This is a genomic window from Streptomyces sporangiiformans (assembly GCF_005768555.2).
In the GTDB taxonomy this organism is placed as follows: Bacteria; Actinomycetota; Actinomycetes; order Streptomycetales; family Streptomycetaceae; genus Streptomyces; species Streptomyces sporangiiformans.
This window is the reverse complement of the sequence record NZ_VCHX02000149.1, coordinates 1-18,263: the sequence shown is the minus strand read 5'-3', so window position 1 is coordinate 18,263 and position 18,263 is coordinate 1. Positions and strand designations below refer to the sequence as shown.

General features: G+C 71.0%; 16 protein-coding genes. 6 read left to right on the top strand and 10 right to left on the bottom strand.

Annotation, left to right across the window (positions count from 1 at the left end):
• The coding region (locus FGD71_RS22855) for an alpha/beta fold hydrolase (protein ID WP_119102375.1) at positions 1-640 on the top strand (640 nt) is incomplete at its 5' end.
• 176 nt (positions 641-816) lie between these two features.
• On the opposite strand, the gene FGD71_RS22850 is transcribed toward FGD71_RS22855, so the two are convergent.
• Both FGD71_RS22850 and FGD71_RS22845 read right to left on the bottom strand, forming a co-directional pair.
• On the bottom strand, positions 817-1,722 hold the full coding sequence (locus FGD71_RS22850; RefSeq protein ID WP_119102374.1) for a S1 family peptidase: 906 nt from the start codon (positions 1,720-1,722) through the stop codon (positions 817-819).
• A gap of 361 nt (positions 1,723-2,083) precedes the next feature.
• On the bottom strand, positions 2,084-3,298 hold the full coding sequence (locus FGD71_RS22845) for a DUF5685 family protein (RefSeq protein WP_119102373.1): 1,215 nt from the start codon (positions 3,296-3,298) through the stop codon (positions 2,084-2,086).
• A gap of 289 nt (positions 3,299-3,587) precedes the next feature.
• Here FGD71_RS22845 and FGD71_RS22840 point away from each other — a divergent pair, with 289 nt between their 5' ends.
• Positions 3,588-4,028 carry a cell division protein SepF gene (locus tag FGD71_RS22840; RefSeq protein ID WP_119102372.1) on the top strand — a complete coding sequence of 147 codons (441 nt, stop codon included), beginning with the start codon at positions 3,588-3,590 and terminating at the stop codon, positions 4,026-4,028.
• Positions 4,029-4,092: 64 nt separating this feature from the next.
• Here the strand turns inward: FGD71_RS22840 and FGD71_RS22835 are convergent, their stop codons facing one another.
• Both FGD71_RS22835 and FGD71_RS22830 read right to left on the bottom strand, forming a co-directional pair.
• Complete coding sequence (locus FGD71_RS22835; RefSeq protein WP_119102371.1) at positions 4,093-5,283, bottom strand: acyl-CoA dehydrogenase family protein; 1,191 nt, start codon at positions 5,281-5,283, stop codon at positions 4,093-4,095.
• Positions 5,284-5,399: 116 nt separating this feature from the next.
• Complete coding sequence (locus FGD71_RS22830; RefSeq protein WP_119102370.1) at positions 5,400-7,016, bottom strand: MFS transporter; 1,617 nt, start codon at positions 7,014-7,016, stop codon at positions 5,400-5,402.
• Positions 7,017-7,277: 261 nt separating this feature from the next.
• On the opposite strand from FGD71_RS22830, the gene FGD71_RS22825 reads away from it, so the two are divergent.
• Together FGD71_RS22825 and FGD71_RS22820 are read left to right on the top strand one after the other, a co-directional pair.
• A complete protein-coding gene (locus FGD71_RS22825) occupies positions 7,278-8,552 on the top strand; it encodes a glycosyltransferase family 39 protein (protein WP_119102369.1) in 1,275 nt (424 codons plus the stop codon).
• A 238-nt stretch (positions 8,553-8,790) separates the two neighbouring features.
• Complete coding sequence (locus FGD71_RS22820; RefSeq protein WP_119102368.1) at positions 8,791-9,849, top strand: phosphatase PAP2 family protein; 1,059 nt, start codon at positions 8,791-8,793, stop codon at positions 9,847-9,849.
• A gap of 132 nt (positions 9,850-9,981) precedes the next feature.
• Here the strand turns inward: FGD71_RS22820 and FGD71_RS22815 are convergent, their stop codons facing one another.
• The 6 genes from FGD71_RS22815 to FGD71_RS22790 form a co-directional block, all read right to left on the bottom strand.
• Positions 9,982-10,197, bottom strand: coding sequence for an I78 family peptidase inhibitor (locus FGD71_RS22815; protein WP_119102367.1), 216 nt, complete (start codon positions 10,195-10,197; stop codon positions 9,982-9,984).
• 325 nt (positions 10,198-10,522) lie between these two features.
• The gene (locus FGD71_RS22810; RefSeq protein ID WP_119102366.1) at positions 10,523-11,503 is read right to left on the bottom strand and encodes a helix-turn-helix transcriptional regulator; all 981 of its coding nucleotides are present in this window, start codon (positions 11,501-11,503) and stop codon (positions 10,523-10,525) included.
• Between the two features lie 113 nt (positions 11,504-11,616).
• Entirely contained in the window at positions 11,617-12,447 is an 831-nt protein-coding gene (locus FGD71_RS22805) for a hypothetical protein (protein WP_119102365.1), read from the bottom strand.
• Positions 12,444-13,712: a glycosyltransferase family 4 protein gene (locus tag FGD71_RS22800; protein WP_119102364.1), complete on the bottom strand. Its 1,269-nt coding sequence runs from the start codon at positions 13,710-13,712 to the stop codon at positions 12,444-12,446. The genes FGD71_RS22805 and FGD71_RS22800 overlap by 4 nt, the downstream gene beginning before the upstream one ends.
• Positions 13,713-13,893: 181 nt before the next feature.
• Positions 13,894-15,186: an ABC transporter substrate-binding protein gene (locus tag FGD71_RS22795; RefSeq protein WP_119102363.1), complete on the bottom strand. Its 1,293-nt coding sequence runs from the start codon at positions 15,184-15,186 to the stop codon at positions 13,894-13,896.
• On the bottom strand, positions 15,161-15,733 hold the full coding sequence (locus FGD71_RS22790) for an MTB12 C-terminal domain-containing protein (protein ID WP_119102362.1): 573 nt from the start codon (positions 15,731-15,733) through the stop codon (positions 15,161-15,163). Before FGD71_RS22790 ends, FGD71_RS22795 begins: the two co-directional genes overlap by 26 nt.
• Positions 15,734-15,853: 120 nt before the next feature.
• Between FGD71_RS22790 and FGD71_RS22785 the strand changes: the two genes are divergently transcribed.
• Both FGD71_RS22785 and FGD71_RS22780 read left to right on the top strand, forming a co-directional pair.
• The gene (locus tag FGD71_RS22785) at positions 15,854-16,330 is read left to right on the top strand and encodes a hypothetical protein (protein ID WP_119102361.1); all 477 of its coding nucleotides are present in this window, start codon (positions 15,854-15,856) and stop codon (positions 16,328-16,330) included.
• Positions 16,331-16,343: 13 nt separating this feature from the next.
• On the top strand, positions 16,344-18,263 hold a 1,920-nt coding region (locus FGD71_RS22780), incomplete at its 3' end, for an ABC transporter permease subunit (RefSeq protein WP_119102360.1).

Here is an 18,263-nt window from a genome sequence, read left to right as displayed (position 1 = left end):
GGTGGCCGACGCGCTCGGGCTCGACCGGTTCGCGGTGCTCGGCCGCTCGGGCGGCGCCCCGCACGCGCTGGCCTGCGCGGCGCTGTTGCCGGGCCGGGTGCGGCGCGCGGCGGCGATGATGAGTCTCGCGCCGCCAGGTGCCGAGGGGCTGAGCTGGTTCGACGGGATGGCCGCGTCCAACGTGGAGGAGTTCACGGGGGCGCTCACCGACCCACTGGACTTCGCGGAGCGCATCGCCACGCGGGCGGCCGCGATCCGCAAGGACCCGGCCCAGCTCCTGGTGTCGATCCGTGACGGCCTCACCGAATCCGACCGGCGGATCGTCTCCGATCCCGCCATGAGCGAGATGCTGCTGCGCAACTTCCGCGAGGCGCTGAGCACCTCGGCCTACGGATGGATCGACGACGACCTCGCGCTGCTGAGTCACTGGGGGTTCGACCCGGCGCGGATCACCCGGCCCGTGCTGCTGTGGCACGGGGCCCTGGACACCCTCTCCCCGGTGGGGCACTTCGAGTGGCTGGCCCAGCGCATCCCCCGCGCCCGTCCCGTCCTGGACCCCGAGGCCGGTCACTTCGGGGCGCTGGAGGCCCTCCCCGACGTACTGGACTGGCTGTGCGCGACCCCGCAGGCAGCGCCCTGACGGCCTGCCCAAGGACAAGACCGGCCAAGGACAAGACCGGCCAAGGACAAGACCGGCCGAGGAAGGTCCGGCGGACAAGACCGGCCGAGGGCGAGCCCCCGCACCACACACGCGCGCGGAGGCTCGCCCACTGCTGGCTGCAGGTCAGGCCGTGCGGAAATGCCGTGCGCGATCCGTCAGAAGACGCTGACGCCGTAGGCGCTCAGGGCCTCGGTGACCGGCTGGAAGAACGTGGTGCCGCCGGAGGTGCAGTTGCCACTGCCGCCGGAGGTCAGACCGTAAGCGGTGCCGTTGCTGCCGTAGAGCGGGCCGCCGGAGTCGCCGGGCTCGGCGCAGACCGTGGTCTGGATCATGCCGTAGACGATGTCGCCGCCGCCGTAGTTGACGGTCGCGTTGAGCGCGGTGACGCGTCCGGTCCTGGTACCGGTGGTGGACCCGGTACGAATGACATTGGTGCCCACGCTCGGCGTGGCCGCGCGAGTGATGTCCACGCTGCCCGCGGTGCCCGACTTGGTGATCGAGCTGTTGGTGTACCGCACCAGGCCGTAGTCGTTGGTCGGGAAGCTGGAGCCGGCCGTGGAGCCGAGTGTGGTCGTGTGCCCGGAGTTCGACCACCAGGTGCCGGCACCGTCGGTGCAGTGACCGGCGGTCACGAAGTAGTTGGCTCCGCTGCTGTTGCGCACGTTGAAGCCGAGCGAGCAGCGCCAGCTACTCGCATAGATGGCGTCGCCACCCTTGATCAGCTTGTTGAACTTGCCCGGGGTGTGCTTGATCTTCAAGGCGCCGGCGGTGCTGCCCGCGGCCTCCTTGAGCTTCGCGATCTCCGCGTCGGAGACGGTGCTGTCGACGGTGACGACAACCTTGTTGGTCTTCGAGTCGACCGCCCAGGCGGTGCCCGGCACATCGGCCTTGAGCACCGAGGAGCTGGCCTTCTTGAGCTCGGCCGAGCTGAAGGTCTGTGCGTCGCTCGCGTTCGCGTTGGGGACGGTGACGGCAGCCGCGGCCACGAGTCCGGTGCCCACGGCGATCAGCCGGGTCCGTCTCGCAATTCCGCTGCGGGGGGTGGTGCGCTTGATCCTCACTTTTCGTTCCTCCACATGGGAAGTCGGGGGCCCGCGTGGGGTCGGGGCCCGTGAGGCGCAGTCAGAGAGCCATGTGTCCGAATTCCGAACACACTGTGGCCCTGACAAGGCGCTGGAGGGAGTATTCGGCCACGCGGTCGACCAGCGCAAGGGCGCCTTTCGGCCGTGCGGCATTGAACATGCGTACGCCCCGCGGAGGTTGTTCAGATCAGATCAGATTGCGCTCCCCCACGGCAATCGACGCGCCCAGAGTATGACCCCACGGCGGGAAGGGGCGGATGAAGCGTCGGTGAATGCGGTGTGGCCGCATCGGGACGCCCGGAAGTCCCCCTCCGGAAAGGCCCTCGAGCCCGCGTCCGGGTCAGCAGTCGCAGCCGCAGTCGCAGCCGTCGCAGCAATTTCCGCAGCAGTCGCAGCAACTGCAGCAGTCGCCGCATCCGCTGCAGTCGCAGCCATCGCTGCAGACGCCCTCCTTGCGCTCCCGCGTCCACGGGTCCTCGTACGTTCCGCAGCACATCTGGCACGTACAGGCGAGGCCCGCCCACACGGCGCAGCCCGCGATGAGTCCGCGTCGGTCACGGCGCGGCGGCTCGGGGGGAAGCTGCGGACCGCCCGGGCCGCCGGGCGGCGCGTACGGCCCGGTGGGCGGCCCGTACGGCCCGGTGGGCGGCCCGTACGGCCCGGTGGGCGGCCCGTACAGGTCGGCCTTGTGCGAGCACGCGGTCGTGCCGAACGCGCGGTCCACGGAGTTCCGCAGCTCGTGAGCGAGCAGCACATGGGCGAGCTTGCCGTCCACGAACTCGACCTCGCGCAGCGCCAGCCGTATCCCGTGCAGCGCGTCGTCGGCGAGCCGCCGTGCCTCCAGAAGTGAGGTGCCTGTCGCCGTCAGCGGATTCCAGGCACCTGACGCGGCGTCGGCCGCCCTGTCCTCCACGGCGTCCAGGAGGTGGGCGAGCCGTCCGAAGAGGCGGCCGGCCTCGGCGAGCGGCGCCGCGTTGCCGACGCGCCCGGCCAGGACCGCGGTGTGCGCGAAGGCCGCGGCGGTCGCGGTCTCGGTCGGCTCGGTGATCGTCAGCAGCGGTGTGCCGGGCCCCGCGAGCGCCTCGATGCCGACCTGCCGGTCCACGGCGTCGACCAGTACGGCGGTGTCGAAGCCGACGTCGGAGCCGGTACGCGCGCCTGCCCGGTCCCAGTTCACGGCGACCCGGCGTGCCGCGAGCGCCACGGGTCCGCGCGCCAACAGCCCGTCCCCGTCGGCCATGTGATCGCGCACCTTCGCCGAGGCGAGTACCAGCGAGACAGCGGCGGCGAGACGGGCACCCTCGCCCCGTGCGACGGACGCGGTCCGCATTCCGCGCAACGGACACGGTCCCGCGGTACGCCGCCAACCCGTGGTGCGCTCGGCCTGAGCTTCCGTCAAAACGGATATCAGCAGGCCGTCATAGTTCGTGACGACTCGCGCGAACTGCCCGTGGTCTGTGCGCAAGGCAAGACACAGCCCGCACAAATGGGCCATCCACTGGGTCTTGAGACCCTCTCCCAGCCGATGGCGACATGGCCTGACGATTCCGAACACGACGTTCCCCCGTGGTTGGTACGACGTTGAGCTGCGGCATCGTATCGACCACTCCGTTCACCCGTACGCCCCGACCGTCACCCGGACGCCGCGAAGAATAATATTTCACTCTCAGTCAGCAACCGTACACAGCAAGACCCTTGGGAAACGCGGGCTCTCGACGAATTCGTTGTGCACCAGTACCGTCACGAAACCCCCGCGCGGCGTGTATCCACTTGGCGCGACATCAGCATCATGGACGACGATAGGGATGCGGAAAGCAGAAAGACCGCTGTGAGAGGAGGCGTCCATGGGATCGGTGCGCAAGGCGAGTGCCTGGCTTGGCCTCGTCGACGACAACAACGATGACGAGCGTTACTACGACGACGACTACGCCGAGGGGTCCGAGCCCGCCGCAGATGCCTGGGTCACGGATCCCCGCGTGAAGGTGGCGGCGGAAGCGGCTGAGGAGAAGGGCCGCCGGATCGGCACGATCACCCCGGACACCTTCCGGGATGCTCGTAGCATCGGCGAGCTCTTCCGGGACGGCGTCCCCGTGATCATGAACCTCACGGCCATGGAGGCCGCCGACGCCAAGCGCGTCGTCGACTTCGCGGCCGGCCTGATTTTCGGTCTGCGCGGCTCGATCGAGCGCGTGTCGAGCCGTGTCTTCCTGCTGACCCCCGCCGACACCGAGATCGTCAGCGGGGAGCCCATGGGACGGACGGACGGCTTCTTCAACCAGAGCTGACTTCAACCAAGCTGAGGCGAAGCCGAGCTGTTTGTCGGGGCTCGGTTCGCCGGAGGCACAGGGCTCACCGGAAGGCGTCGAGACCGGTGAGCGCCTTGCCCAGCACGAGCTGGTGCATTTCGACCGTGCCCTCGTAGGTCAGTACCGACTCGAGATTCGTGGCATGCCGCATCACGGGGTATTCGAGCGAGATGCCGTTGGCGCCCAGGATGGTGCGCGCGGTACGGCAGATGTCGATCGCTTCTCGTACGTTGTTGAGCTTGCCGAAGCTGACCTGCTCGGGGCGCAGGCTCCCCGCGTCCATGCGGCGCCCCAGGTGGTGGGCCAGCAGAATCCCCTTGTGCAGCTCGACCGCCATGTCGGCGAGCTTGGCCTGGGTGAGCTGGAAGCCGCCGATGGGCCGCCCGAACTGCTCGCGCGTCTTCGCGTAGTCGACCGCCGCCTCGAAACTGGACCGCGCGGAGCCCATCGCGCCCCACACGATCCCGTAGCGGGCGTGGGAGAGGCAGCCGAGCGGCCCCTTCAGTCCGGTGACCTCGGGCAGTACCGCGTCGGCCGGCAGCCGCACGTCGTCGAGCACGAGTTCACTGGTGACCGACGCCCGCAGGGACCACTTGTGCTTGATCTCGGGCGCGGAGAAGCCCGGGCTGTCGGTGGGCACGACGAAACCGCGGATCCCTTCGTCGGTCTGCGCCCAGACGACGGCGACATCGGCGACCGAGCCGTTGGTGATCCACATCTTGCGCCCGCCCAGCACCCAGTCCCCGCCGTCGCGCTTGGCGTACGTACGCATGGACCCGGGATCGGAGCCATGGTCGGGCTCGGTCAGTCCGAAGCACCCGATGACCTCACCGGAGGCCATCCGCGGCAGCCACCGCTGCTTCTGCTCCTCGGATCCGAACCGGTGGATCGCGTACATGGCGAGCGACCCCTGCACGGAGACCAAGGACCTGATCCCGGTGTCGGCGGCCTCCAACTCCAGGCAGGCGAGCCCGTACTGCACGGCGCTCGCACCCGCGCACCCGTACCCGTGAAGCGACATCCCCAGTGCGCCGATCTCCCCCAACTCCCGTGCCAATTCCCGGATTTGGGGCAACTCCCCCTTCTCGTACCACTCCGCGATGTACGGCATCACACGGTCCGCCGCCCACGCCCGCACGGTGTCCCGGATCGCCAGATCCTCCGCGCTGAGCAGCTCGTCCAGGCCGAGGGGGTCGGCGGGGTCGAAGGGGGGCAGTTTCGAGGGAGCGGGCATGGGGGGCCTCCGGCACGCGAAAACTAGCACTGTTAACTACCGACTACGGCCGACGTTACGACGCGGTGTCCCGCACGTCCAGAGTGGCGGCCGCCGAGGAGAACCCCCGCGAACGGTCAGACAGACGACTCGGCGCGAACCGGCGTCGTGGTCTCCCGGGGGACAGGCACATCCTTCAGGCTCGCCGCGGGCGCGCCGCAGTCCATGACCCGGGGCAGGCGCAGGGCCATCACCGCTCCCAGCAACAGCAACACCGCGCTGACCAGCAGCGTCACATGCAGCCCGTGCACAAAGGAATCCCGCGCCGCGTGCCGCAGGGCCTCTCCCGGCGCTCCACCGAGCCGCGCGGCGACCTCGTACGCCTCCCCCAGCGAGTGCTCCGCGGCCGCCGAGTCGGAGGCGGGCACCCCTGGCACGGAGGCGAGCCCGGGCGCGTACGCCGCGTTCATCACGCTGCCCAGCAGCGCCACCCCGATACCGGCGCCCAACTGGTACGACGTCTCCCCGATGGCGGCCGCCCCACCCGCCTGCGTCTGCGGAGCCTCGCTCAGCATCGACTCGTACGCGCCGAACAGCGTGACCTCGAGGCCGAACCCGAGCAGCACGAACGCGGTCAGCAGCAGCGCGGCGTTGTCGTGGCGGCCCATCCCGGTGAGCATGATGACCGCGGCGGCGGTGAGACAGAAGCCGAAGCTGACCATCGCACGCGGCCCGAAGCGGTGCAGCAGCTTCGCCCCGACGAGCCCCGCGGTCATCGCGGCGACGGTGAGCGGCAGCAGCCGCAGCCCGGTCTCCAGCGGCGACAGCTTCAGCACGAGCTGGAGATACTGCGCGGCGATCAGTTCCAGACCCACCAGCGCGAGCAGCGCGAGGACGATGCACCCGACGGACGTACTGAAGGCGGGCCGGGCGAACAGCTTCAGGTCGACGAGCGGATGCCGGCGCCGCCGCTGTCGCCGCACGAAGCCGACGAGCAGCCCGGCCCCCACGAGCAGCGGCATCATCGTGAAGGCGCTCAGCGGCGCCTCTCCACCACCGAGCCGCTTCACACCGAGTACGACACCGAAGAGGCCGACCGCGGCCATCAGCGCACCCACGACGTCCCAGGGCCCGTCGCCGTCCCCGGTCGACTCGGGCAGCAGCCAGCGCCCGACGGGCAGGCTGACCACCATCAGCGGGATGTTGATGAGGAAGACCGAACCCCACCAGAAGTGCTCCAGCAGGAACCCGCCGAGCAGCGGCCCGACGGCCGCGCCGACCGCGGCGACGGCGCTCCAGACCCCGATCGCGAGCGCCCGCTCACGCCGGTCGGGGAAGACCTGTCGCAGGATCGAGAGCGTGGCGGGCATGATCATCGCTCCGCCGACGCCGAGGAGGGCACGCGCCGCGATCAGGACGTGCGGGGTGTCGGCGAGGGCGGCCACGGCGGAGGCGACACCGAAGAGGGCATAGCCGAGGAGGAGGACTCGTCTGCGGCCGACCCGGTCTCCCAGCGTGCCGAAGAGGATCAGCAGCGAGGCGCAGACCAGCGGATAGATGTCGACTATCCAGAGCAGTTCTATCGCGCCGGGCCTGAGATCCTCGCTCACGGCGGGCGCCGCGACATGCAGCACGGTGGCATCGACCGCGACCAGCAGCAGGCTGACGCAGAGGACGACGAGGACAACCCATCGGTTTGCACCGGCCCCGGCCTCCCGACGGCAACGCGCAGCGGCCGTGGTCGTCCCGGACATGTACGTACCTCCCAGATGATCCCTCGCGTTCGGCGGATCCGCGGGGTGGGGACTCCCTGCGGCTGCGGCCGGGAGGAGCGGGGTCCCGGTCTCACGCAACAAAGGCGAGTGAGTCGCCAGGGTACGCGAGTATCCGCCAGGGGCGAGTGGCGGGCCTCTCACGTTCCTCTCAGACGCGTGTGGCATACGCCACGCCACCTTGTGTCCCAGCACTCCCGGAGGGGCCCTCCGGGTTCCGTGCGCGGGCCCATAATCGAGCCCGTGACCGATCTTGCAACCCCTCTCGCGCCGACCCGCCAGGCGGCCGTACTGCGCCGGGCGGCGCCGGCCCTGCTGGGGTATGCGGCGGTACGCGTGCTGGGCCTGGTGGCGCTCGCACTGTGGAGCGCCGCACGCGACAAGAGTCCGCACCAGTTGCTCACGGCCCGCTGGGACTCGCTCTGGTACACGCGGGTCGCGGAGCTCGGCTACGGCTATGAGGTGCGGCTGCCGGACGGCGACGTGCACTCGAACCTCGCGTTCTTCCCGCTGCTGCCGTGGCTGGAGCGGGCCGTCTCAGCGGTGACGTCGCTGTCGTACGCGGATGCGGGCCTGGTCGTCAGCACTCTGGCGTCGCTCGCCGCCGCCTGGGGCATCTTCGCGGTCGCGGACCATGTCTACGGGCGGCGGGCCGGCGTCTGTGCGGTGCTGCTGTGGGCGGTGCTGCCCGTCGGGATCGTGCAGTCGATGGCGTACAGCGAGTCACTGTTCACCGCGCTCGCGGCCTGGTCGCTGTACGCGGTCCTGACCGGCCGCTGGCTGACGGCGGGCCTGCTCGCCTCGCTCGCCGGTCTGACCCGCCCGGTGGGCGCGGCGGTCGTCGCGGCGGTGTGGGTGGCGGCGATCGCGTCATTCGTACGGGACTCGTCCGCACGAGAGGCGTCCGGACGGGGCTCTTCCCCACAAGACCCGTCCACACAGGACTCGTCCACACGGGACTCACCCGTGCGTGACCCGTCCGTGCGGGAGCGAGGTGTTCCGGCATCGGACGGCGCTCCCGTCCTGCTGCGCGCCCTGGGGATGCTTCTCGCGCCCCTGGGCGCCGCCGGATACGTCCTGTGGGTCGGCCGGCACACGGGCAAGGGCCCGCTCGGCTACCTCGACGTCCAGGCGGGGTGGGGCAACGGCTTCGACGGCGGCTACGCCTTCGCCCGGTTCGTCGCCGACAAGTTCACGTCGTTCCCGTCGGCCCTCGCCGGACTCGGGCTGATCGTCGGGGTCGGCCTGGTGATCTGGCTGTACGTCATCTGCGTACGGCAGGGGCAGCCGCTGCCGCTGCTGGTGTACGCGGGGGTCGTGACCGCGCTCGCCCTGTGCGCGTCGAGCTACTTCGGCTCAAAACCGCGCCTGCTGCTGCCCGCCTTCCCCCTGCTGCTGCCCCTGGCCCGGGCCCTGGCCCGCCTGCGGACACCGAGCTCGGCGTGGCTGCTGGCGGGTGTGGCGGTGGCGTCGGCGGTGTACGGCGCGTTCTGGCTGAACGGCTCCGGCCCGCCCTGACCCGCTCCCGCCCGCCGGTGAGCGGCGGGCGAATGACACGCGAGCTTTCGGTGAACGAATTCATAAGCACCGAAAAACGACTCTTGTGATTGATCAATTGAATTGACTGGGAGGTACGTCGAAGATTCGATAATCCTCGGCGATAAACCTCTCTCTGAGAGGAATCCCACATCACATCGTCATCACAAAGAGCGTGCATGAGCCTGGAACGGAGCTCACTCGCTGTAACGTCGATCGAGTGCGTACCGAACGAAAGCTGACTCGTCTGGACCGGGTCTTCGCCCGGCTGGACCGTGAGCCGGAGCGACCGACCCACATCGACGTGCCCAGGATGAGCAGGCACAGGGTGGTTCTCCTCGCGGCCACGCTCGCCTTCTACCTGGCCATTGTGTGGTCCGTGATCATCACCTCGTGGTTGGTCCGGTTCGACTGGCAGGTCATGTTCTTCCGGCCCTATCAGCAGTGGCCGGAGATCCACGCGTTCCTCGACTACTACGTGGTGCTCGGCCAGCGTGGCCCCACGGCCGTGATGGTCGCGGCCTGGCTGGGCTGGCGCTCCTGGCGGCAGCACACGCTGCGCCCGTTGCTCGCGCTCGGCGTCTCGTTGCTGCTGCTGAACATCACGGTCGGCGCCGCCAAGATCGGCATGGGCCGGCTCGGCCCCCACTACGCCACCACGATCGGCTCGAACGAGATGTGGCTGGGCGGCGATATATTTCCTTCGGGTCACACCGCCAACGCCGTCGTGACGTGGGGCATCCTCGCCTATCTGGCTTCGACGCCCCGCGCCCGGCGCTGGCTGTCGGCCGTCTCCGCCGTGATCTCCCTCGGTGTCGGCCTGACCACTGTGTACATCGGTACGCACTGGCTGAGCGATGTCGTCCTGGGCTGGGCCGCGGGCCTGCTGATCCTGCTGGCGCTCCCGTGGTTCGAGCCGCTGATCGCCCGCGTCGAGGCCCGTATCTTCGCCGTGCGCGACGCCTGGCGCAGCCGCCGGGAAGGTACGGCGTCCCCCGTTCTCGAACCCGCTCGAGCGGGGGGACCCCCTTCGGCCACCGCCCCGGTGGGTGTGCCGGCGATGCGTTCGTCGTGCGAGACCTCCGCCGACGAGGAGCCCGCGGCCCACGAACCGGTCGGCGGGCCGTGCACACCGCGGTCGTCCGTCCACCTGGTGCCCGCTCCGCACACGCCACGCTCTGAGCGCACTTCCGCGGCTCCGATCGGAAGCCGAAGACCGCCGCAGTCGGACCGAGTGACACGTGGCACCACCCCGGCCCGCCCCCTGACGGGCGGCTGAGCGGCAGACAGCGGGGCCGGTACGCACGCACCGCTCGTGGCATGGCGAAGGCCCTCGACTCCGGGAGTCGAGGGCCTTCGCCATGCCACGAGCGGGCGCACCGTGCGGTGCATCACCCCGCGCGGAGGCGGGTCAGCCCTTCCAGCAGCGCTTCACGCGGCCGTCGCTGATCTCGAAGTTCAAGCGGCCGCTCATGTATTCCATGGTGATGATCGCGCCCGGCGGCAGCTTCCGCACGGGGGACCAGCCGCGCTCACGGGCGGCCTGCTCGGCGCTGCTCTCGTCCATGCCGACGTACGCGTCCGGGTTGTCCTGGGGCTCTGCGGAGGGGGTGGGAATCGGGGCCATGTCCGCCACGTTATGCGGCGGAATGCGGGCGAGGGAAGCCCGAACCCACCACCATGTGTGACCAGTCCCTCCCGAGTCACATTTCTGTCACAGGACAACGACACCCGTTTCGGCCGAACTCCCTCACACATACGAGCGCTCCTGTATGCGTTTCGCACGCCTTCGAACGTAATTCGGCACGACCATGGCGTCCATCCTGAAAAAGGCCCGAGGGAAAGCGTGGCGTCCACTTCGCGCCCTGCCTTTCCCTCCCGATTCCGCGGTGTGTCCCGAGCTCGACGCGCCACAGGAAATGCATGGCTCAAGCACAGGAACCATGTACGCGTCACGCCGCCCCGGACCCGGTCCGGTCAAGGGCGCGAGAAAGGCGGTCCCGCAGCGCCCTGACCTTCTCGGTCAGGGCGTCCGGTTCGAGGATCTCGAACTCGAGGCCCATCAACCCCACGTGGATGACCATCACGTCGAGGCTGGCGGCCCCCGTGCGCAGGATGCAGGTGCCGGGGGTCTCGGCCTCCAAGGTGCCGGCGGAGGGCGAGATCCGCTCGGCCGCCTCCCCCAGGGGCACCAGCAGCCGGATCACGGCGTGCGCGGCGTACGCACGCGTGGAGACGCCTGAGGAGACGTACGCGGCCAGGTCGTCGGCCGGGGGGTCGCGAGGCGGGAATCGGGGTCCATGGGGCGGCTTGGGCGTGATGCGGTCCACGCGGAACGTGCGCCAGGCGTCGCGGTCGACGTCCCAGGCGATCAGGTACCAGCGGTGCTCGGTGCACACCAGGCGGTGCGGTTCGACGGTACGCCGGGTGGCGGCGCCGTCGTGGTCGTGGTACTCGAAGCGCAGCCGCTCCGAGTCCCGGCAGACACTCGCCAGTTCGGTCAGCACGGCCGGGTCGACGGCGGAGGGCCGCGGGCCGTGCAGCATCGGCACGGTGAAGGCGTTGAGGGCGCCCACGCGGCGGCGCAGCCGGCTGGGCAGCACCTGTTCGAGCTTGGAGAGGGCGCGTACGGAGGTCTCGCCGATGCCCTCGATGCCCTGCCCGGCGGCCGTGCGCAGCCCGACGGCGACCGCGACCGCCTCGTCGTCGTCCAGGAGCAGCGGCGGCAGCTCGGCCCCGGCCCCGAGCTGGTAGCCGCCGCCCGTGCCGGGGCTGGCGTTCACCGGATAGCCGAGCTCGCGCAGCCGGTCCACGTCCCTGCGTACGGTGCGCGGGGTGACGCCGAGGCGCTCGGCCAGGTCGGCGCCCGACCACTCGCGGTGGGCCTGCAGCAGGGAGAGCAGACGCAGCAGTCGTGCAGAGGTCTCCAACATGGGCGCGAGTCTGCCAGCGCTCGAGGACAGCGACTGTCCGCAAGAGAGCTCAAGAGATCAAGGGCCAAGGGGCCGACGTGCCGCGAGGCGCTCCCGCGACGGCGCCGGACTCTTCAGCTCGCGGCCGTGACGGACACCGACAGGTCGTTGTCGGCCGTGTAGTACGGACCGGCCAGCAGCGGGCCGTCCTCGGTCTCCAGCGTGACCTTCGGGTAGGCGAAGATCGGCTTCTTGTCGGCGATGTCGTCGAGCAGCCGGGCGATCCGTACCCGCGGCCCGCTCTCCCCCGCCGGGCGCAGCCACAGATCCCAGGTGCCCTCCGCCAGGGCTCCGTAGGCCACCGTGAAGCGGAACGCGGTCCCGTCCGCGGTGACTTCGGCCTTCAGCAGGGGCGACGGCTCATGGCGGGTGCGTATTTCCGCGTACGCGTCCGGTGTGAGCGCGACGCCGTACACCCGGCCGTACACGCTCAATCCCCCATCCTCTATGTGTAGTTCGCCCGCCTCCGCGTGTGGGGCGCGCAGCCAGCTGCGGACGGTGAGGTTGCCGTGCTTGGTCACGTACGGGATGCGGACGGCGACATGGCCGCGGGCGCCGCTGGGGACGCGGTCGACGAGTGAGCGCAGGTCGTTGAGGCCGGGCACCAGGCGCTCCGGTTCACCGTCGGCCATCTGTGCGTAGGCGTCCCAGCGGCCCTCCGGCAGGGCGACGCTGCTGGGCAGTGCGGCCCGCAGACGGCCGTCGGCGGAAGGGGTGAGCGGCAGGCTGACCTCCTCGTCGCTGCCGCGGAGGCGCAGCACCAGGTGCGCGGCGCCGGCCTCCGTGGTGTCGGTGAGGTCGAAGGTGAGCCCGCCCGCGGAGTCGGCCGTGCAGTCGGCGCGCGGCGGCATGGCCGTGTCCTCGTCGGCGTGCTGGTGCGTGGGCTGCGGAGCCAGCGTCATCATGCGGTGTGCCCCTTCTTGAGTACCGTGCGTCCGGCGTCCCGAACGGCATAGGCGCCGCCGAGCAGCGCTCCCCGTGTGCGGTGCAGTGACCCGCGCATCCGGCCCACCGCCGATGCGCCGCCGCGCGAGGCCAGTTGGGTGAACAGCGACTCGTAGCGCTCCGCGATCCGGCTCGGGTCGAAGCGCTCGGAGTCCTTGAGGGCCGCTCCGCCCATCTGGTGGCGGAGCGTGTCGTTGTTGATCAGTTCGAGCAGGCCGTCGGCGATGGCCTCGACGCTGCCGACCTTGACGAGGCGTCCGTCGACACCGTTGTCGATGATCTCTCCCGGGCCGTGCGGGCAGTCCGTGGAGACGACGGGCAGGCCGCAGCGCATGGCCTCGACGATCGTCATGCCGAAGGACTCCAGGCTGGAGGTGACGGCGGCGATCGAGCCCTTGGCCCATTCGGGCTCGATGGGGTGGGCGCGGCCCATCAGATAGACGTGGTTGTAGAGGCCGAGGTCGTCGATGAGCGCGCGCAGCTTGTCCTTCTGTTTGCCGCTTCCGTAGATCCGCAGGCGCCAGTCGGGCCGCTCTCCGCGTACCCGGTCGAAGGCCTTGATCAGCAGGTCGTAACGCTTGACGGGGGCGAGACGGCCGGCCGCCACGACCCACTTGCCGCTACCGTCCGCGGGCTCTATGCCGGGCGCGGGCACGGAGTTGGGCACGGCCTCCACGCGCACACCGGGCAGCCGCATCTTGTGGCGGTACGCGATCGCGTCCGCCTTCGTGGTCGTGGTGATCGCGTCGAGCCTCGGGTAGGCGGCGCTCAGGCCCGCGCGCAGAACGGTCGAGTGGCTGTCGAGGGTGAGGTGCTCCTGGCCGACGCGGACCGGGCCGCGCCGGGTGTCACGGGCCAGATGCACGTTCAGGCCCGGCCTGGTGCCGACCAGGACATCGGCGTCCACGGTCGCGAGGTGCTCGGCGATACGGCGGTCCGTGAGGACGCTGTACTGGTCGTGGCGGAGCTCCCCGCGCGGGAAGACCCGGGCGGGACGCCGGTGCTCGGCGTCCTCGCCCTCGTATCCCGGGCTCTCGTTGCGGTTGTCGACGAGGTGACGCACCCGGACGCGCGGGTCGAGCGCGAAAACCGGCTCGTCGCGGTGGCGGAACACCGACACGATCTCGACGTCGTGCTGCTCGGCCAGGGTGTTGGCGAGGTTGTACGTCGTCCGGATCGTCCCCCCGATTCCGTACGCGTTGTGTATCAGGAAAGAAATATGCATGCGTCCCCGAATCCCCTGTCTCGTCCACTACCGCATGGTCAGACCAGGGCCCGCCTGATTTGGTTGGGCGCCATCATCATCTTGTTCCAGAACAGTTGCTCTATTGGTAGGTGATGTCGGGAACCTTTTGCCATCTTGGTGCATCAGGGCAGGTAAGGGCTTTCGCGGGATTCCCGGAGCATCACGGCTCGTATGCCAACTGCGGTACGTCGAAGCAGTTGCTGTTCATGGCGCCCTGACTCACCCACCCCTCGGCGTCCTCCCACCGCGCCACCGAGACACACGTCCTACGGGTCTTCGGTGGCTCGGGCAGGCGATCGTAGGTGACCGGAAGGAGCAAGCCGTCGGCGGTGTACGGCTTCCCCGAGGCCATGAACCGGTCGACACACGCGCGCGTGACGCCCGTTCGCGCACAGGACTTCGCCGCGTCCGTGAACCACATCGCGGCCGCCCAGCCCTCCAACTGCCACTGGGAATGGGTCTTCAGGCCCTTCGTGGCGTCCCGGAACTCCCGTACGGCCTCGTGGTCGGTGTCCTCGTGGTTGCGGCTGGAGCCCGTCACCCACAGGGCGTTGCGGCAGCGCGGCGCGTCCTTGTAGTCCTCGGGGACGGTGGACGTCCAGTTCTGCACATTGGTGACCTTGGCGGTGACCTCGGCGCCGACGTCGTCCATGGCCTTGCACAGCTGGGCGTTGCCGTACGTGTCGATGGCGTCGAAGACCAGGTCGGCGCCCTGCTCCTTCAAGTCGGCGGCCGCGGCACGGAAGTTGGGCAGCGAGAAGTCGACCTGTTCGGTGACCACCTTGTAGCCCTCGGCTCTCAGGCCCCGGGTGACGAGCCGGGCGTACGCGGCCGACGCCGACTGGTTGTAGGAGACGACCGCCGCCGTGCGGGCGCCCTGCTCGCGCTTGAAGTAGCGGTAGACCTCGGTGCCGCCGTACAACGTGCCGTCCCAGCCGGGCTTTCCGTCCCGCGGGGCGAGGCTGCCGTAGATCCCGTACAGGTGCAGATACGTGTCGTACGCCGCGCCGATGGGCTGGCCGCCGATGTCGGGCACGCGCGCGCGTGAGACCCGGGAGGCACCCGCGTAGTCGAGGGCGGTGGTGGCGACGAGGGCGACGACCTTGTCCTCGTCGACGAGTTGGTGCACGCACTCGTTGTTGCCGACGCCGCTGCCGCCGTCGTCGCAGGTGCGGACCTCGATCCGGCGGCCGTCGATGCCTCCGCGTGCGTTCAGCCGCTCGAAGTAGGCCTTCGCGCCGTCCCGCGGGCCGGTGAACGCGCCGCCGCCGACCGGGCTGGTGGCGCTGGTGATGATGCCGACGCGGATCGGCTCGCCGCTCTGCCGCGTGGGCGTGCCTTCGGGCCGCCGGCTGTCGAAGTCGCTCTCCGGGAGGCGGCTGCCGCAGGCCGTGCCCAGCACGAGCAGCAGGCCCGCGACAGCGCACTCAACAGCCCGGAGCCGGCGACTCATTGCCGCTCAGCCCGACCAGCCCGCACAGCGTCTTGACGGAGACCTTCCACACGCCGCCCTGCTCGACGGCCGTGCCCGCGGCGTCGGGCATGACGGTGGCGCCCTTCAGGGTGAGGGTGTACGTCACGTTCGCCTCGGTCGGCGAGGTGAAGTCGACCTTGTTGACCTCCGCCCGCACCTGCCGGCCGCGCTCGTCGCCGCTGAAGCCCTGCAGGACCGGGCCGAGCTTGTCGCCGTTCTCCAGGAGGGCCTGCTTGTCCTTCAGGGGGACGGCGGGGTCGAAGAACCTCTGCCAGTTCTGCTTGATCTCGCGCTCGGCCGCCGCGGCGTCGTCCGGCGCCGTCGGACTCGGCTCGGCGCTGGTGGTCCGCTCCGAGGGTGTGGACGGGGCGTTGTAGCCGCCGCCGCTGTCGTCCCCGCAGGCCGTCAGGGCCAAGGCCCCGCTCAGGACCACGGCCGCCGACCACGCCGCGCCGCGTCGCCGGAGGCATCGGGGTCCATGCCCCCGCCCGCTGTTCCCCCGCCTGAGGTCGCTCCCGAGAACCATCTGGCTCACCACCGGGTGTCGGTCCGGGCCATGTGCGCCCGGTTCTTTCAGGGTCAGCTTCCAGGGGGCATAGTGCAAGCCATTGGCTGACATGGACAGACATATGACGTGGGAGCCCCGATGCGGACTGCTCGACTGCGGACTGTGCACCCCGTCCTCTGGGCCGGGTGGGCGGCACTCGCCGCCGGCGCGGTGATGTGTGTCATCGGCTGGTACGGGATCTCGGGCGAGCGGTTCGCGGAACGGCAGCTGCCCTATCTCGCGTCGTGCACGGTGCCAGGCGCCGCCCTGATCATCGCGGGCGCGGTGCTGCTCACCCACGGCAGGACCGCCCTCGCGGCGGCGCGTGTGGAGGAGCTGTACGGGCTCCTGGTGGCGACCGAGCCCGCCGACGCCGACGAGTCCGGGCAGGCTGCGGCCGCGCCCGTCGCCGTCAGCGGCGACCTGCTGATGGTCCCCGGCGGCACGCTGTGGCACCGCGCGGACTGCCCGCTCGTCGCCGGGAAGCCGGACACCCTGCCGGTCGACTCACGGCTGCTCGCCCGCGGCGAGCTGGGCCCCTGCCCGATCTGCGAGCCCTCCGCCTCGGACGACTGAGGGCGTCCCGCCGATGGCGTCGCTGACGTATGACCTCACGCTCGCCGGGCTCTCGGTCGGCAGTGCCGCCGCGCTCACCGGGATCGGGCTGATCGTCACCTACCGGGCGACCGGCGTGCTCAACTTCGCGCACGGCGCGATCGCGATGGTGTGCGCGTATCTGCTGCGTCAGCTCACGGTCGAGTGGGACTGGCCGCTGGCGCTCGCCGCCGCCGTCACGCTGCTCGTGGTGGCGCCGGGCATCGGCATGGCCCTGGAACGGTTCGTCTTCCGCCCGCTGTCCGTCCTGGGCAGCGATCCGGCGCAGACGCTGGTCGCCTCCATCGGCGTGTTCGTGCTGCTGGTCGGTGGGGCCGTGCTGGTCTGGGGCTCCGGGGCGCGCGCGGACGTGCCGACGCTCGTGCCGGCGGACCCCTGGGGGCAGCTGGCGGTGGCGCTCGTGCTGGCCGCGGGCGTGGGCGCGATGACCCGCTGGACGCGATTCGGCCGGGAGCTGCGGGCCGTCGTCGACGACCGCTCGCTCGCCGTGCTCGGCGGCATCGACGCGGACCGGGTGGCCGCGGCCGGCTGGGCGTTCGGCTCGTTCACGGCGGGCCTGACGGGGGTGCTCCTCGCGCCCTACGTACGCCTCGATCCGTACGGCATGCCCCTGCTGGTCATGGAGGTGGTGGCGGTCGCGGTGGCCGCCCGGATGCGCAGCCTGCCCGTGGCCGTCGTGGTGGCGCTGGGCATCGGGGTCGCCCAGAGCCAGCTGACGCGGCTGCACCCGTCGGGCTGGGGCGAGCCGTTGGTGCAGGCGGTGGGTGCGAACCTCTTCGTCGTCGCCCTGCTGATCGCGGCGCTGGTGCTGCCCGGGATCGGCGCCCGGGACGCGCTGCCGCGGACGGCGACCGCGCGGGTGACGACACCGCCGGGCGCGTGGATCGTGGCCGTGGTCCTCTTCCTGCTCCCCCTGGGCTTCGCGGGCCGCGACCTGCACACCTCCGTACAGGTCCCCGCGCTGGGCGTGGTGCTGCTGTCGCTGGTCGTGGTGACGGGCCGTGGCGGCCAGATCTCGCTGGGCCAGGCCGCGTACGCGGGTCTGGGCGCCCTTTTCACGGCGCTGCTGGCGGCGGGCCGCTTCCCGGGCCTGCCCGAACTCCCCGAACTGCTCGCGCTGGCGGTGGCCGTCCTGCTGGTGGCTCCCCTGGGCCTGCTGACCGGCTGGCCCGCCATCAGCCGGCGCGGCCTCGCCCTCGCCCTGGCGACCTTCGCGGTGGGCGTCGGCGTCAGCCGCTTCGTCTTCGCCCAGCCGTACGCCACGGCCGGTCTGATGTTGGGCCGCCCGGCGGGCTTCGAGGGCGACCGCGCGTACTACATGCTCGAACTCGGCCTCCTCGCGGGCGCGTTGCTGGCCGCGCACGCGCTGCGCCGGGGCCGTACGGGCCGCGCCCTGGCCGCGATGCGCGACCACGAGGCGGGCGCGTCGGCGGCGGGCGTGCCCGTCCCCGCCCTGAAGCTGACGGCCTTCGTGGCGGGCGCGGCGCTGGCGGCGCTCGGCGGCGGCATGCTCGGCATGGGCCTGCGCGCCTTCGACCCCGCCGCCTACGACCCCGTGCGCAGCCTCCTCTGGTTCGCCGCGATCGTCGTCCTGGGCGCCGACAGCGTCCTGGGCGCGCTGGCCGCGGCGGCGCTCCTGGTGGGCCTGGACGCGGGTACGCGCGGTGGCGTGGCGGCGGCGTCGATCGGTCTCCTGGCGGTACTGGTGGGGCGCTTCCCAGGCGGGCCGTACGAGGGGCTGCGCCTGGCGGCGGAGCGGCTGCGACTGCGCCGCCGGGCGACGCTCACGCCGCTCGGAGCCAGGGTGCGGGCGAGGCTGGGGACGCCGGCGCCCGCGAGGCGGCCAGCGCCCCTCGCGTCGGCGACCGGGGTGGCCCGCGCGCGGGCCACCCCG